The sequence below is a fragment of the Bradyrhizobium sp. SZCCHNRI3043 genome, assembly GCF_032377735.1.
GTDB lineage: Bacteria > Pseudomonadota > Alphaproteobacteria > Rhizobiales > Xanthobacteraceae > Bradyrhizobium.
In genome coordinates this window covers 63,251-78,004 of the sequence record NZ_JAUHID010000006.1, presented here as the reverse complement: position 1 = coordinate 78,004, position 14,754 = coordinate 63,251, and the positions used below count along the sequence as shown (strand labels likewise).

Sequence of the window (14,754 nt, the reverse complement as noted above, 5' to 3'; positions counted from 1 at the left end):
GCTCGGCCGGATAGTCCGGATCGAGCGGAAGATAGGCCCCGCCCGCTTTGAGCACCGCGAGCAGCGCAACCATCATCGTGACGCCGCGCTCCAGCGCCAGCCCGACCACAACATCCGGCCCGATGCCGCGATCCCTGAGCCGCCGCGCCAGGCGGTTCGCCCGCGCATTCAGCGCGCCGTAGCTGATCGTCTCCTGCCCGTGTACGAGCGCGATCGCATCGGGAGATCGCGCCGCATGCACCTCGAACTGCCGGTGCACGCAGAGCGTATCCGCGAAGCTGACAGCCGTCGCATTCCAAGCGCGCAGCAGCCGCGCGCGATCGTCCTCTGGAACGACATCGAGCTGGCGCACCGGCGCGTGCGGCGCCGCTTCGAGCGCCAGCGCCAGCCGATCGAGCGACTGCTGCATCATCGCGCCGACCCGCTCGGGCGCAACCGGCGCCACGGCCTGGACCGTCAGGTGAAGTCCATGACCGTCGTCATCCACCGCCAGCATCAGCGGATAGTTGGTACGCTCCTCGCCACCGAGCCATTCGACGCCACGCAGAGCCTGGATGGGCTGCGCGTCTGCCCGCGCGTCCTGCCGCTGGCCGTGCCGATAGTTCAGGATCGCGGAGAACAGCGGCGTCGGCGGCGCGACGCCGCTGCAACGCTGGGCCATTGCCAGCGAGGCATGCTCATGAACCATCAGCTCCGCCAGCCGCGCATGCGTTGCGCGAACGCTGTCCTCAACCGACGTGCCGTCGAGATCGAGCCGCAACGGCAGCGTGTTGATGAACAGGCCCAGGCTGCGGCCGGTATCATGGCCAGCCTGCATGCGGCCGAGCAGCACGGTGCCGAACACGACCTGCTCGCGCCCACTGCTGCGCGCCAGCACCTGCCCCCAGGCGACATGACAGAGGCTGGCGAGGCTCGCCCCCAGGCGGCGCGCCTGCGCGCGCAGCCCTGCATCGAGCGCAGCCGGCAGGGGCAGCTTTGCCTCGCGCACGCCGGCGCCGTCGCTGCGCACCTCGATCAATCCGAACGGCGCCGTCGGCGCATCGATGTCGGCAAGCATGCTGCGGAAGAAGCGCTGCTGAGCATCCTGTCCGCCCGGCTTGCGAGTCTCGGCGACGAGATTGCGGAACGGAATCGGCGGAGGCAGAGCAGTACGGCGTCCCGACAGGATCAGTTGCACCTCCTCATGCAACGCCTCCAGGGTGGAATGGTCGCCGACCATGTGATGCAGCAGGACCAGCAGCAGCAGGCGATCATTTCGTGGGTCGCGGGCGACAACGAGACGCAGCAATGGCGCCTGGGTCAGATCGAGCCGGCAGGATCGCGGATCGAAGCGGCGCGCCAGCTCGACCTGGGCCGGCTCGTTGCCTTCGAGCTCAACTTCGGTGACGCTTAGCGGTGCCTGGCGCCAGACCACCTGCACCGGCACCGACAGTTCATCCCAGAGGAATGACGTCCGCAGGACGTCATGCCGGTCGATCACGTCCTGAACGGCCGCAAGATAGCGATCCAGCAGATCACGGCCCGCAAATGCCATCTGCGCGACCAGCACGTAGGGGTCGCCCTTGGTCGCGAGCAGATGATGGAACAGGATTCCCTCCTGCAACGGCGACAGCGCGTAGATGTCCTGGACGTTGGCGACGCCGCCCGGCACACGGCCCACCGCGCGGTCGATCTCGTCCTGGCTCAGCGCGATCAGCGGCAGCATGTCCGGCGTGATGACCGGGCTCTGCGCCGTGATCGGGTTGTCAGGAATTGCGGTCTCCTCGCTTTGCCGCAGGCTGGCCGCGAGATCGCGCAGCACCGGCTTGGCGAACACCATCTGCGCATCGATCGTCAGCGCATGGCGCTTCAGCCGGTCCAGCATGCGGACGACGAGCAGCGAATGGCCGCCGAGCTCGAAGAAGTGATCGTTGCGGCCGACGCGCTCGACGCCAAGCAACTCGCGCCAGATGGCAGCGAGCGTCTGCTCGGCTTCGCCCTGGGGAGGATCATAGGTGGCGTGCGAGAACGCCTCGTCGTCCGGCGCCGGCAGCACCTGCCGGTCGACCTTCCCGTTGGGCGTCAGCGGAAACGCATCGAGGTGAACGATCGCCGACGGAACCATGTAGTCCGGAAGACACGCCTGCAATTGCGTGCGCAGGCGCGCAGCCCATGCGCTGGGATCACCTGCATCGTCCGCCGGCACCACATAGGCGACGAGCGTGAGATCGCCCTGCGCATCGCGCCGCGCCAGGACTGCCGAGTCCCGCACGCCGGCCTGCGCATTCAGCCGATGCTCGATCTCGCCGAGCTCGATGCGGAAGCCGCGGATCTTCACCTGATGGTCGTTGCGGCCCAGGAATTCGATGTTGCCGTCGGCGAGATGGCGGCCGAGATCACCGGTTCGATACATCCGTGCATCGGCCGAACGATCGAAGGGATCCGCAGCAAAGCGCTGCGCCGACAGATCGGGACGGTTGAGATAGCCGCGGGCAACCCCTGCCCCGCCGATCCAGATCTCGCCCACGGCGCCGCGCGGCACCGGCATGCCCTGGGCGTCGAGCAGATAGATCCGCGCGTTGGCGATCGGGCGACCGATGGAGACGACACCGCCGGCGAAGCCGGGCGGACGGCGCCATGCGGTGGCGCAGACGGTCGCTTCCGTCGGCCCGTAGGCGTTGAAGACCGCAATCTCGGGCGGCAGCGCTTCGAACAGCTCCGGCCTTGGCAACTCGCCGGCGAGAACCAGCACCTCGAGCCCGGAGAGCCGGGCGAGGTCCGAGCGGCCCTGCAGCATCGCGGGCGGCAAGGTGGCGTGGGTGATGCGATGTTCGACGAGATAATTCAACAGCTCCGGCGCGTCGCGATGCTCGCGGCTTCCGAGCAGATGCAGCTCGGCACCAGCACAAAGCGCCATGACGATGTCCCACACGCTTGCGTCGAAGCTGAAGGAGGCGAATTGCACGATCCGGCTGTGCGGACCGGTGTCGAACAGCCCGATCTGGGCCTGCGCGAGATTGACCAGGCCGTGGTGCTCGACCATCACGCCCTTCGGCTGTCCGGTCGAGCCCGACGTGTAGATGACATAGGCGAGATTGCGCGGCGTCAGGCCACGGGCAGCAACATCCGGTGCGCTCTCCGGCAGCCGGCTCCAGGCCGGCGCATCGCTTTCCACATCGATCACAGGGTGCGCCACGCTGCCGAGCGTGCTGGCGCTCTCACCGTCACAGAGCAACAGCGTCGGCTGAGCATCGGCCACGGTCTCGCGCAGCCGCTGCGGCGGATAGGCAGGGTCAAGCGGCAGATAGGCCGCTCCCGCTTTGAGAACCGCGAGCATGCTGACGATCGCATCGATGCCGCGCTGCTGGCAGATCGCGACCAGCCGGTCCGGACCGGCGCCCAGCGCAACGAGATGATGTGCGAGGCGATTGGCGCGCAGCTCGAGCTCGCGATAGCTCAAGCTGACCGCGCCATGCACCAGCGCCACGGCGGAGGGGCGGCGGCGCGCCTGCTCTGCGATGAGCTCCTGGATGCAGCAGTCGGCTGGCGTGAACGACTGCGTCCGGTTCCAGACATCCAGCAGCAGCGTACGTTCCTCGGCCGGCAGCAGCTCGATCCGATCGACCGGCTGGCTGGTGTCGGCGACCATGGCGCGCAGCGCAGCCAACAGATAGAAGCGATAGCGCTGTACGGTATCGGCGTCGAACAGCGCCGTCGCGTAGTTGAGCTTGCCAGTGATGCGGCCGCCACTTTCGCTGAGATCGAGCTCGAGATCGAACTTGATCTTGTGCTGCTCGATCGCAAGGCGTTCGACCGCCAGGCCGGGCAGTGCGAACGAGCCGACATCGTTACTCTGCCACGCGAACACCACCTGGAACACCGGCGTGTATTCCGGATGCCGCGGCGGCTGGAGCGCCTCGACCAGGAGCTCGAACGGAAGATCCTGATGATCCTGCGCCGCGAGGACCGCCGTCTTGACGCGGTCGATCAGCTCGGCGACAGCAGGACCATGCGAGAGGTCGAGCCGCAGCGCCAGCATGTTGACGAAGAAGCCGGCTAGGCCTTCGAGCTCCGAACGCATCCGATTGGCGCTCGGCGTGCCGATCACGAGATCCTGCTGGCCCGCCAACCGCGACAGCACGATGGCCCAGGCCGCCAGCACGATGACGAACGGGGTGGCGCCGAGCGCGTGGCCCAGCCGCCTGATGTCGGCCGATAGACCGTCGTCGATCTCCACCGGCACCGCGGCGCCGGCGTTGGATCGCGGCGCAGAACGCCCACGGTCGGTCGGCAATGTCAGCAAGGATGGCGCGTCGCGCAGCACGGCGGTCCAATGATCGAGCTGCCGCTGCAGTCGATCTGCCGTCAGCGAATGGCGCTGCCATGCTGCATAGTCCGGATACTGAATCGCGAGCGGCGGCAACGGATCATCGCCGCCTGCGGCGAAGGCGCCATACAGCGCCGAGAGCTCGCGGACGATGACGCCCATCGACCATCCGTCGGAGATGATGTGGTGCTGGCTGAGCAGAACGACGTGATCATCATCGCCCAGACGGATCAAATGGCTGCGGATCAGCGGCCCCCGAGCGAGATCGAACGGCGCGCGCGTGCACTCATCCAGCACGTCGCCCAGCTGCTTCTCGCGGTCCGGCCGGCCGCGAAGATCATGCATCTCCAGCGGCAGGCTGGTGTCGGACGGCAGCAGCGCAATTCGCGGCTCGCCGTCCTCGGCGACAAAGACCGTCCGCAGCGCCTCGTGCCGGGAGAACAGGCGGTCGAGGCTGCGGCGCCATGCGCCGATGTCGAGCCGGCCGCGCAACCGCAGCGCCACGTCGATGTGATAATTCGCGCTTCCGCCATCGAGCTGCGCCAGCAGCCACAGCTGCTGCTGCGCGAAGGAGAGCGGCAGCCGGCCCCCGCGATCGACGATCGGGATCGTGCTTGTGTCGCGTCTGGCGGCGTTGCGGCCGCGCTGTCGCGCGCGCGATGCCAACCGGCGCAGCGTCTCCAGATCGAGGTCACGCAGAAGAGACCGTCCTGATTGTCCGCTCATGATAGCTCCGCCGTCATCAGTTCCTGGAGCTCACCTTCGGCGAACTCCTGCTCGATCAGACTGATCGAGAGGACGCGCGCGAATTCCGCCAATTCCGGATGAGCGAACAGCTCGGACAATTGCACCGACGTGCCGAACTCCTGCGCGACACGGCTGAGCAGCCGTACCGCCAGCAGAGAGTGGCCGCCGAGCCTGAAGAAGTGATCGTCCCGCCCGATGCGATCGAGGCCGAGCAGTTCCGCCCAGATGCCGGCCACGATGATCTCGATCTCACCGACCGGAGCCTGATAGTCGTCCCCCGCCTCGCCTTGTGACGCCAGCGGCAGCGCCTTGCGGTCGACCTTGCCGTTCGGCGTCAGCGGCAGCCGCGGCAGCACGATGACGCGCAACGGCACCATGTAGTCCGGCAGCATGGCCGTGAGCATCGCGCGCAAGTCGCCGCCGTCGAGGGTGCTGTCACTGCTGACATAGCCGATCAGGTGCCGCCCGCCGCCGAACTCCTGCGCGACCACGACGCTGTCGCGAACGCCGGGCAGTGCGCGCAGCCGCGCCTCGATCTCGCCGAGCTCGATGCGATGTCCGCGCATCTTGACCTGGTGATCGGCGCGGCCGACATAGTCGAGCGTGCCATCGGCACGCCAGCGCGCCAGATCGCCGGTCCGGTACAACCGCGCACCAGCACCGCCCAACGGATCGGGAACGAAGCGCTCTGCGCTGAGCCCGGCGCGCCTCCAATAGCCGCGCGCCAGTCCCTCGCCGCCGATGAACAGTTCGCCGGTCACGCCGGGCGGCGCCAGATTGAGATTGGCGTCGAGCACGTAGAGCGTGGTGTTGCCGATCGGACCACCCAGCACCGGCATAGGATCATTGGAATCGAGCCGGTGGCGCGCAGACCACACCGTGGTCTCGGTCGGCCCATACATGTTCCAGACCTCGCCGCTCAGCGCGACGAGCCGCCGTGCCAGATCGGGAGCCAGCGCCTCGCCGCCGCAGAGTACGCGACAGCGACGAGGCAGCGCGGTCCCGTCATGATCGAGCAGCATGCGCCAGCTCGACGGCGTCGCCTGGATCATGGTCACGCCGTGCCTGGCCACGATCGCCTTCAGCGCCATCGGATCCTGCGCCGAGGCGCGATCGGCCAGCACGATCCGGGCGCCCCGTGTCAGCGGCAGCCACAGCTCCAGCACCGCGATGTCGAACGACAGCGAGGTCAATGCCAGCACCCGGTCGTCGGATGCGATCCCTGGCTGCTCGGCCATCGTCGCCAGGAAGTTCGTCACTGCGCCGTGACGCACCATCACGCCCTTGGGCAGGCCGGTCGAGCCCGAGGTATAGATGACGTAGGCGAGGCTCTCCGGATGGATGGTGCTGCCGAGATTGTCGGCGTCGCCCGCATCATCGTCGCGATCGAGCAGCCAGGCCTCGGCTCCGCTGTCGGCCAGCGCAAGCGCGAACCGATCCTGCAGCCCAGCTTGCGTCAGCAGAAGCCTCGCGCCGCTGTCGCTCAGCATGTGAGCAAGACGCTCGGCCGGATAATCCGGGTCGAGCGGCAGGTAGGCCGCACCCGCCTTCAGCACGGCGAGCAGCGCGACGATCATCTCGGCGTCGCGCTCCAGCGCCAGTCCGACCACGACATCGGCGCCGATCCCGCGCGCGCGCAGTCGCCGCGCCAGCCGGTTTGCGCGCGCGTTCAACTCGCCGTAGCTGATCCGGCGGTCGCCGCTGACGATCGCAACCGCGTCCGGGACAACCTTCGCCCGCGCCTCGATCTGCGCCACCACGCCGGGCGCTGCGTCGATCAACGGACGTGGGGATGACGTCTCGCCAATCGCAGCTCCACTCCAGCGCAAGAGCCACGCCAGCGCCTCCCCATCGACCATTCGAAGGCTGCCGGTCGGACGGGTGGCATCCGCCGAAATCTGCATCAGCCAGTCCCGCAACGACGCGCTCACCCGTCGAATCGCGTGCTCGTCCAATTGCGCACGATCGTAGTTGAAGTCGAGGCGCAGGCCCTCGGGTCCGTCGAACACGATGACCGCGATCGGATAACTGGTCGGCGTCACATGTTCGACCCGCCCGATCTGCGGCCCGGCACCGTTGCGCGCGGTGAGCGCCTGATCGATCGGATAGTTCTCGAACACCATCAGGCTGTCGAACAGGGGCTGCCCGGCCCTGTCGGCGAGGCGCTGGATCTCGTGCAGCGGCAGCCACTCATAGTCGCGCGCCGCGACGCTCTGCGCCTGAAGGGTTCGCAGCCAATCGCCGGTCGCGGTCTGCGGGTGCGCGCGGTCGATCAGCGGCAGCGTGTTGATGAAGAGGCCGACCATGTGCTCGGCGCCGGCAAGCTCGGCCGGACGGCCCGAGACCGTCACGCCAAAGCAGACCGAGCTTTGCCCGGTATACTGCCGCAGCAATTGGGCCCAGGCCCCTTGCAGCAGCGTATTCATCGTGATGCGCTGCTGCGTCGCGAACCGCCGCAGGCGGGCAGCGAGATCGACGTCCACGCGCAGCGTCAGCCGGCCGTGGCCGCTCGCAGCGTCGATCGCGCTGCTCGCGCGCAAGGCGTCGGCGAGCGGCGTGGGCTCATCGAAGCCGCGCAGCGTCTCGCGCCAGAAATCCACGGCCGCCGCGTGGTCGCGCGTCTGCAGCCAGGCGATGTAGTCGCGATAACTGGCTTGCGCCGCCGACGGCGCTGCGCCGCCGATCTGCTGCAGCACGTCTGCGAGCAGCCGCGCCGAGCTCCAGCCATCGATCACGATGTGATGATGCGTCCAGATCAGCCACAGCCTGTCATCGCCGAGCCGGATCAGCCGCAGCCGCTGCAGCGGCGGCCGGGTGATGTCGAAGCCGAGCTCACGCTCGCGCCGTGCCGCCTCCGCAAGCGCCGCCTCGATATCCGCCGCCGCGGCCCCATCAGCGATACGGCTGCGCCAATCCTCCTCGACGACGGGCACGTCGAGCTGCCGGTACACGATCTGCTGGGCCGCTCCGGACAATTGCTGCCAGACGAATCCAGTCCGCAGCACCGCATGCCGCGCACTCGCCGCCTGCCATGCCGCACGCAACCGCGCCGGCGTCACGCCCCGGAGCTCGATCGAGAGCTGGTTGACATAGACATCATCAGCGCCATCGCGCAGGGCATGGAACAGCAAGCCCTGCTGCATCGGCGACAGCGGATAGATGTCCTCGACGGAGCGACAGTCGATCGTCGCGCAGAGCCGGTCGAGCGCCGCCTGATCGAGCCCCGCGAGCGAAACGTCGGACGGCGTGAGACCGCCGGCGCCGCCGAGGCAATGATCGACGAGACCGTGCAGCGCCGCACGATAGAGCTCCGCGAGCCGTTCGACGGTCGCGCGCCGATAGCGCCGGCTGCCATAGCGGAAACCGAGACGCAGCTGCCCGTCACGCACCTCGCCGTTGATGGTGAGCCAGGCCCGCAACGGCGTGTCGGCGGCTCGCATCGGTCCCGGGTTTTCCGGCGCAATCCGGTACGGCGCCGACGCGCCGAGCTGGCCATCGAAGCGGCCGAGATAGTTGAAGACGATGCGCGGGTTCGGCACCGCGGCCAGCGCCTCGCGATGCTCCTTCGCACCGAGATGGCGCAGCACTCCATAGCCGAGCCCGCGATCGGGCACGGCGCGCAGCGTCTCCTTGACGCGGGTGATGAGCGCGCCGTCGGTCTCGCTGCCGCTGTCGAGACGGACCGGGAATGCGGTCGTGAACCAGCCCACCGTCCGTGTGAGGTCACAGTCCGCAAGGACATCCTCGCGGCCGTGGCCTTCGAGCTCGATCACGACGCCATCGATCCCACGCCAGTTCCAGACCGCACGCGCCAGCGCAGCCAGCAGCAGGTCGTTGACCTGCGTGCGATAGGCCGCAGGCGCGGCATCGAGCAGCCGTTCGGTCAGCTCCGCCTCGAGGTTCAGCACGACCTCCTCGGCGTCGGCTTCGACGTCGGTGCCACCATGGTCGTCGTCGCAGGGCAGCTCGCTGCCGTGGGAGGACGCCAGCCAGAACGGCAGTTCGTCTCCGAGCCGGTCGGAGGCCGCATGCGCTCGCAGTCGCTGCACCCAGGAGGACGGCGTGGAGCTCTGGGGCGGCAGGTTGACGGCGCCCGCCTGCCCCGTCAGCTGCTCGCAAGCCGACGCGATGTCCTCGAGCAGAATCCGCCATGACACGCCATCGACGGCGAGATGGTGAATGGCGACCAGCAGCCGCTGGCTGCCGTCGCGCATGTCGAATCCGACGGCGCGCAGCAGAGATCCCGATGCCAATGACAGGCTCGCCTGCGCCGCCGACGCGATCGCGCTGACGTCGGCCGGCTCGACTGCCGTGCGGAGCCAAAGCAGCTCAGGCGCGGCAGGCAGGTCGGACGGCACCGCCTGCCATTCACCCGCGACCTGCCGATACGTCATGCGAAGCGCATCGTGATGCCCCACGACGGCAGCGAGCGCCCGCTGCAGCACGCTCCAGTCGATCCGGTCCCGCGGGATCAGCAGCACCGCCTGGTTGAAGTGATCGCGGTTGGAGATATCCTCCGCGAAGAAGCGCAATTGGATCGGCAGCAGCTCCGCAGCGCAGGCGTTCATTGCGTTGCGTGCTGCTGCCGGCGGCGTGATGGCCGGCGCGGAGGTGGTCGCAACCACGCCGGCCAGCGCCGCTATCGTCTGCTGCGCGAACATCTGCTTCGGCGTCAGCATGACGCCGCGCTTGCGCAGCCGCGCGATGATCTGCAGGCTGAGGATGGAGTCGCCGCCGAGCTCGAAGAAATTGTCATTGCGGCCAATCCGCTCGCGGCCCAGCACGTCCTGCCAGACCGCGGCGATTGTCTCCTCCACCGCGCCGGCCGGGGCGGCATAGGATAGCACGGCGTCCTCGTCCGGCTGCGGCAGCGCCGCGCGGTCGAGCTTGCCGTTGGCGGTCAGCGGCAGCCGGTCGAGCACGACGATGCGCGACGGCACCATGTAGTCCGGCAGCATCGCCGAGAGTTGCTGCCGTAGCGCCTCCGGCTGCAACACGACGCCGGCCGCAGCGACACAATAGGCCACGAGCTCCCGGCGCTCCTGCTCAGCATCGACGGCGCGGGCCACGACGGCTGCATCGGCGATGCCGCTCAGCAATGTGATCGCGCGGCAGATCTCGGCGGGCTCGACGCGGTAGCCGCGCAGCTTCACCTGATCATCGCGCCGGCCCAGGAACACGATCCGGCCCGCTTGATCACAGCGCACCAAATCGCCGGTCCGGTAGAGGCATTCGCCTGCGGGTCCGAACGGATCGGGAATGAAGCGCTCGGCCGTCTGTCCAGGCGCACCGCGATAGCCGCGCGCCAGCCCGGCGCCGCCCACATAGAGTTCACCGGTGACCCCGGCCGGGACGATATTCAGCGTATCGTCGAGAACGTAGGCGCGCAGGTTGGCAAGCGGCAATCCGACCGGCAGCACACCTTTGGCCTCGGCGTCCGTCCACTCATGGGTCGTCACGCCGACCGTCGTCTCGGTCGGGCCGTAGTGATTGACGATCCGGCAGTGCGGCCGCAGCCGGCGGACCTCTTCGATCAAGCCGGGATCGCAAGCCTCGCCGCCGAGAATCAGCATGTCGCGCGGCAGAACGTCGGCCGACCGCTGCGCCCGCAACAGGCCGCGCAGATGGCTCGGCACGATCTTGAGGACGCCGACCTCGCCGTCGCGCATCGCTTGCGCAAACGCATCCGCATCGAACGCGGCATCGGCCGGAAGAAGATTCAAGGTTGCGCCGCTCGCGAGTGCGCCGAACAGCACGGAGTGGCCGAGATCGGCGGCAACGGTCGAGACCATCGCCATGCTCGCGTCGGCGCGTGGCCGCAGCCGGGACAATAGCGCCTGCACATAGTTGGCAAGTGCACCGTGTGACACGGCGACGCCCTTGGGCGCGCCGGTCGAGCCCGACGTGTAGATGATGTAGGCAGTCTGCGCCGGATGAACGTGCGGGCGAATAAACTCGCCGCGAGACGCATCGCTGCGCGGCTCGCCATCCAGCGCGACGCATTGCAACGCGCTCGCCGCAGCGAGGCATTCGCCGGTCGCGACCAGGATGTCGATGCCACCATCGTGAAGAATACGGTCAACACGCGCCACCGGCCACGCCGGATCGAGCGGCACGGCGGCGCCGCCCGCCTTCAAGACGCCGAGCAGCGCCGCGACGAAGCTCGGCGACCGCTCGATCCACAGCGCCACCGGCGTCTCACGCGTGACGCCCGCCGCAACGAGCATGCGCGCGATCTGGTCCGACCAACCCACGAGCTCGGCGACGCTGACGGTGTCCTGTCCTTGGCGCAGCGCGATCCGATCGTCGCGGCCCGCGAACGCAGCGTCGATCAGATCGAGGATGTCCATCGATGGGAAGCTCTTCACCTCCGCCGCGACGACCTGCCTGACGTCTCGCGCGATTGCGAAGTCGCGCAGCGGCCGGTCGATGCCCGCCGCGATCTGCCGCAGGAAATCGACGAGCTGGCTCCCGATCCGCTCGACCGTGGCCGCATCGAACAAATCAGTTGCGAAATTCAGGCTCGCATTCATGCCCGTTGGGCCGTCGATGATGTCGAGCGCGAGATCGAAATGCGAGCCGGCGAGATCGACGATGCGCGGCTGGGCGTGCAGGCCATCGCCGAGCGCAAATCCGGCCGGCGCGGCCATGTAGTTGAACTTGACCTGGAACAGTGGATTGTGGCCGCCGGAGCGGGTCGGCTTCAGCGCATCGACGAGACGGTCGAACGGCAGATCCTGATGTGCAAGCCCGGAGATGACCTCCTCTTTCGCCTGCCCCAGCAGCTCGGCGAAGCTCATGCCGTCGGCCACGTCGGCCCGCAGCACCAGCGTATTGACGAAGCAGCCGATCAGCGACGCCAGCTCGGCCTGGCGGCGCCCGGCGACGGGCACGCCGACGCGCAGGTCGGAGCGGCCGGAGTAGCGGAACAGCAGCAACTGATAGGCGGCGAGCAGCAGCATGAACATGCTGACGCGATGCTCCCTGGCGAGCGCGCGGAGCCTCAGCGCCAGATCGGGCTCGATCTCGACGTGAATGGTGTCGCCGCGATAGCTCGGTAAAGGCGGGCGCGGCCGGTCGAACGGCAATGCAAGCGGCGTATCCGCGTCGCCGAGCCGCCCGCGCCAGTAGGCGAGCTGCTGCGCAGCCTCGGGGCCGGAAAGCCAATCCCGCTGCCATGCGGCGTAGTCGGCATATTGGACGGCGGATGGGGACGGCGGCGCCCCTGCCCCGCGCCGGAGCCCGTCATAGAGCGCGGCGATCTCCGCCAGCAGCACGTCGAGCGAGAGGCCGTCGGCGACGATGTGATGCGCCGACAGCAGCAGCACGTGGCGGTCGTCCGCGAGCTGCATCAGCACGGCGCGCAGCAGCGGGCCATTGACGAGATCGAACGGCCGCGCCAGCTCCTCGCGTGTCCGCGCCGCGACCCGCGACGCGCGCTCCGCCGCCGGGCTGCGCCGCAGATCCTCGACCGCGACCGGAATGTCGGGCGCCGCATGGATGACCTGCACGACGCGGCCATCCGGGGCGGAGAAGGTGGTGCGCAGCGTCTCGTGGCGGGCGACGATTTCGGTCAGCGCCTGCACCATCAGTGCCTGATCGAGCGGGCCGTCGAAATGCACCGTGCAGGCGATAGTGTAGGCCGTGCCGGCCGGATCCATGCTCCAGAGAAACCACAGCCGCTCCTGCGCGGGAGACAGCAGCTCGCGTATGCCCGCCGGTGCCGGCTGCAGCGGCGGGAGCACTTTCGCGTCCGCGCCGGCCGCATCGATAAGCTCTGCGAGCGCGGCGAGCGTAGGCGCATCGAAGAAGCCGCGCAGCGCGAGCTCGATTCCGAACTGCTCGCGCACCATCGCCGTGATCTGAGCGGCTGCGACCGAGTTGCCACCGAGCATGAAAAAGTCGTCGTCGCGATCGACGGTCTCGCGCCGGAGCACATCCCGCCAGATCAGCGCAAGACGGCGTTCGGTCGCCGTCGCAAGCTCCGGGGACGGCGATGGGTCCGCCGCCTCGCGTCGCTGCTCGAACACCATGAAGCTATCGAGCGTGCCCTGCACCCATCTGGCGCGACAGGCGGACCGCTGCAGCTTGCCGCTGGTGGTCAGCGGCATGCCTTGCGGGTTCAGCAGCACGACCACCGCCGGATATTCCTGCGTCTGCCGCATGACCGCGTCGCCGATCGCCTTGATCAGCACGTCGGCCGGCGTTCGCCGCAGCACTGCCCTGCTGAACTCGGCAGCTACGCCGATGCCTTCGACGCCATCGATCTCGACCGGGAAGGCCGCGACACGTCCCTTCCGAACCGAGGCCACCTCGGTCTCGACGGCCTGCTCCAGATCGAATGGATAGATGTTCTGGCCGCGGACGATCAGCAGATCCTTGAGCCTTCCCGTGACGACGAGTTCGCCGTCGCGGACAAAGCCGAGGTCGCCGGTCCGCAGCCAGCGCGCGCCGTCGCGAACGACGAACGTCTGCTGCGTCGCCCCGGGATTGTTCCAATAGCCCTGCGCGACGCTCGGGCCTGCGACCCAGATTTCGCCGACCTCATTCCTCTCGGCCTCGGCGGACGCATCGACCCTCATGATGCGCACGGCGTGGCCGTCTGCCACGGCGCCGCACGCCATCAGATCCGTGCCCTCGCCGGCGTCCGCAACGCGCCCGCCGGCGAGCGCTGCGGGATCGAGCGTGTGACAAACCGCCCGGCTCGCGCGGTCGCCTGCCGTCACCAGCAAGGTCGCCTCGGCAAGGCCGTAGCACGGCGTCAGCGCGCGAGGATCGAGGCCCGCCGGCCGGAAGCGCGCGGCAAATCGATCCAGCGTCGCGCGGCGCACGAACTCCGAGCCGGAGAACGCGAACCGCCATCGGCCGAGGTCCAGCCGCGCGATCGCTTCGTCCGAGATCCGGTCCGCACAGAGCGCGAACGCAAAGTCCGGCCCGCCGCTGCAGGTGCCGCCGTGGCGATGGATGGCGTCGAGCCAGCGCCGCGGCTGCTCCAGGAAATTGCGCGGCGACATCAGCACCGCCGTGAAGCCCGTGAACAGCGGATTCAGCAATCCGCCCATCAACCCCATGTCGTGATAGAGCGGCAGCCAGCTGACGAAGACGTCATCCCTGGTCCCGCCGAGCGCCGCCTCTATTGCGAACTCATTGGCGACCAGGTTCCGGTGAGTGACGCAGACACCCTTCGGCTGCGACGTCGAACCCGACGTATATTGGAGGAACGCGATCGCTTCGCCGTGCAAGTCCGTCTCGCGCCACGATGCGGCGGCATCGACCGGCACCTCGTCGACGGCAACAACACGAGCATTGGTCTCGCCGAACGCAGCGACGACGGCGTCGCGCAGACGCGCCTGGGTGAGAATGAGCCGCGGCGCCGCATCGCGCAGGATGCCGTCGAGCCGGCTCGTGTAACGCTCCTTCCCGGCTTCCGGCGGATAGGCCGGCACGGCAATGACCCCGGCATAGAGGCACGCGTAGAACGCGACGGCATAGTCGGGACCGTTCGGCAGCAGAATCACGGCGCGCTCGCCTGCGCCGGCAAGCTGCTGCAGATGTGCGGCCGTTGCGCGAATGCGTCGATCCAGCGCCGCGAATGTCAGCTCGTCGACGACATCGTCGCCTTCAATGAAGCGCAGCGCCGGATGGTCGGCACGCGAGGCGGCATGCTCGCGGAGTCGTTCGACGAGGGTCTGTGTCGGCAT

At 68.4% G+C, this 14,754-nt stretch carries 2 protein-coding genes (1 of these 2 running past the window's edge); both read right to left on the bottom strand.

Annotated elements, in window-relative coordinates; genetic code table 11:
• A protein-coding gene (locus QX124_RS15035; protein ID WP_315797574.1) for a non-ribosomal peptide synthetase crosses the window boundary here: on the bottom strand, positions 1–5,032 show its 5' portion. Its footprint begins 1,568 nt before the window's first position; the window shows 5,032 of its 6,600 coding nt (coding positions 1–5,032); its start codon is at positions 5,030–5,032; its stop codon lies off the left edge, out of view.
• Complete coding sequence (locus QX124_RS15030) at positions 5,029–14,754, bottom strand: non-ribosomal peptide synthetase (protein WP_315797573.1); 9,726 nt, start codon at positions 14,752–14,754, stop codon at positions 5,029–5,031. Before QX124_RS15030 ends, QX124_RS15035 begins: the two co-directional genes overlap by 4 nt.

Excerpts from the sequence above, each read along its gene's own strand:
- QX124_RS15030 (WP_315797573.1), bottom strand. The coding sequence starts at position 14,754 with ATGCCGACACAGACCCTCGTCGAACGACTCCGCGAGCATGCCGCCTCG.